General features: G+C 64.3%; 2 protein-coding genes. One reads left to right on the top strand and one right to left on the bottom strand.

Annotation, left to right across the window (positions count from 1 at the left end):
• Window positions 1–66 precede the first annotated feature (66 nt).
• Complete coding sequence (asnA, locus tag B5F19_RS16615; RefSeq protein WP_087292849.1) at window positions 67–1,080, bottom strand: aspartate--ammonia ligase; 1,014 nt, start codon at window positions 1,078–1,080, stop codon at window positions 67–69.
• Between the two features lie 315 nt (window positions 1,081–1,395).
• On the opposite strand from asnA, the gene B5F19_RS16610 reads away from it, so the two are divergent.
• On the top strand, window positions 1,396–1,830 hold the full coding sequence (locus B5F19_RS16610) for an RNHCP domain-containing protein (RefSeq protein WP_087292846.1): 435 nt from the start codon (window positions 1,396–1,398) through the stop codon (window positions 1,828–1,830).
• Window positions 1,831–2,272: the final 442 nt, after the last annotated feature.

Here is a 2,272-nt window from a genome sequence, read left to right as displayed (position 1 = left end):
TTCGCCCTGCGCCAAGGTTTTTGCCGCAGGCAAAAACGCTTGTCTGGGCAAGGCCCAGATCGGCGCTTACAGTAAGATGATCCCCGATGCGTCGCAGGCCGCCATGGTGCTCTCGTCCCACAGGGACACCTGGACTTCGCCGATATGGGCCTTGCCCAGGAGCAGCATGGACAGCCGGGACTGGCCGATGCCGCCGCCCATGGTGAGGGGGAGCTGGCCGTTCAGGAGCATCTTGTGGAAGGGCAGCTCCCGGCGCTCGTCACAGCCGGCCAGGGTGAGCTGCTTGTCCAGGGACTCGGGGCTCACCCGGATGCCCATGGAGGACAGCTCGATGGCCTGGCCGTTGACGCTGTCCCAGCACAGCAGGTCGCCGTTCAGGTTCCAGTCGTCGTAGTCGGGGGCCCGGCCGTCGTGGGGCTTGCCCGACTTCAGCTTGCCGCCGATGCCCATGAGGAAGGTCACCGGGTGCTCCTTCACAAAGGCGTTCTCCCGCTCCTTGGGGGTGAGGCCGGGGTAGAGGTCCTCCAGCTCCTGGCTGGTGACGAAGGTGATCTCCTCCGGGATCTCGGGCAGGACGGACAGCTGGGGGAACACGGAGCGCAGGAAGGCCTGGGTGTCCCGCAGGGCCCCCACGATGGAGCGGACGGTGTCCTGCAGGTAGGCCACGTTCCGGTCCTCGGCGGTGATGATCTTCTCCCAGTCCCACTGGTCCACATAGGCGGAGTGGAGGTTGTCCAGATCCTCGTCCCGGCGGATGGCGTTCATATCGGTGTACAGGCCCTCGCCCGGGTGGAACTGGTACCGCTTCAGGGCCAAGCGCTTCCACTTGGCCAGGGAGTGGACCACCACGGCGGGGTCGTTCACCCCCCGGATGTCAAAGGACACCGGGCGCTCCACGCCGTTCAGGTCGTCGTTCAGGCCGGAGGAGGCCGCCACGAACAGGGGGGCGGACACCCGGTGGAGGCGCAGGGCCCCGCTGAGCCGGTCCTCGAACAGGCGCTTGAGCAGGCCGATGGCCTTCTGGGTCTCATAGATGCTGAGCAGGGGGGAATACCCCTGGGGGATGGAAGTCTGTCCCATAGTGCAATGCTCCTTTTCTTATCAGATGACCGCAGGGAAGCCCGCGGATTTGCAATCACGCAGGGTATTATACTCAATTTTCCGCAAAAAGGCAACGTGGGAACGATAGAATTTCCCGATTTCTCTTGCAGGTTTGTGTTATTTATGCTAGAATCCACCTGCCGCGGCACGGCGCGGCCAAACGAAAACGGAAAGAAGGAGAATCATTTTGATGCGTAACTGTGATTCGGTGTCTGGGCGCTGACCGGGAGGTCTGCGCAGTGACAGACGCGGAGCCTCCCGAAAGACATCACATCTTTTAGGAGGAACTTTCCCATGAACCGGGAGAATAAGAGAAGAACATTTGAAAAAGGATACTACAAGACACATCCCTGCCATGACACCTTCACCTGCCGCGTGTGCGGCCGCCTGGTGGTCCCCGAGGCCGCCGGCAGCGGCCACCGCAACCACTGCCCCAACTGCCTGTCCAGCCTCCATGTGGACGAGGAACCGGGGGACCGCGCCTCCGACTGCGGGGGCGTCATGGACCCCATCGGCGTGTGGGTGCGCCGGGGCGGCGAGTGGGCGGTCATCCACCGGTGCCGCCGGTGCGGCAAGCTCAGCTCCAACCGGACGGCGGCGGACGACAACCCCATGAAGCTCATGTCGGTGGCCCTCAAGCCCCTGGCCCAGCCCCCCTTCCCCCTGGAGCACATCCAGAAGCTCACCGACCTGATGGGCGGAAGCGGCAGCATGGAGGGGTATGTTTGACTTGTTTTTGTCCAGGAGCGCCTGTATTTTTTACAGGTGCTCCTGATTTCTTTTCCGGTCCTGGGCCGGCACCCCCGGTCCGTTTTCCGCCGTAGGGGCGCACCGTGTGCGCCCGCAGGCCGGCCTGGGACCGGCCCTTACGAGGGAAACGGGGCCGTCCCTGTATTCGCGTAGGGGCGGGTGTCCTCACCCGCCCGCCTCGGAGGGTCCCCCACTCCGTAGGGGCGGCCTTTGGCCGCCCGTATGCCTTCCCCCCACAGGGGGGAAGGTGCCCCCGAAGGGGGCGGATGAGGGGGCGATAATAGACCGGTTCCGTTTCCCACAGGGGAGGTTTCGCCGCCTGCGGGCGGCGACCTACTTTGCCCATGGCGGCTCGTCGTCGCAAAGTCCACTCCACTCCGTTTCCGCCTAGCGGCGAAAACTGCGTTTGTTCCCTTGCTCC

It is taken from the genome of Pseudoflavonifractor sp. An184 (assembly GCF_002160305.1).
In the GTDB taxonomy this organism is placed as follows: domain Bacteria; phylum Bacillota; class Clostridia; order Oscillospirales; family Oscillospiraceae; genus Lawsonibacter; species Lawsonibacter pullicola.
The sequence above is the reverse complement of the archived record's forward strand: the minus strand, read 5'-3'. Positions and strand labels throughout refer to the sequence as shown.

Coding starts and splice junctions, on each gene's coding strand:
- asnA (WP_087292849.1), bottom strand. CDS start 1,080: ATGGGACAGACTTCCATCCCCCAGGGGTATTCCCCCCTGCTCAGCATC.
- B5F19_RS16610 (WP_087292846.1), top strand. CDS start 1,396: ATGAACCGGGAGAATAAGAGAAGAACATTTGAAAAAGGATACTACAAG.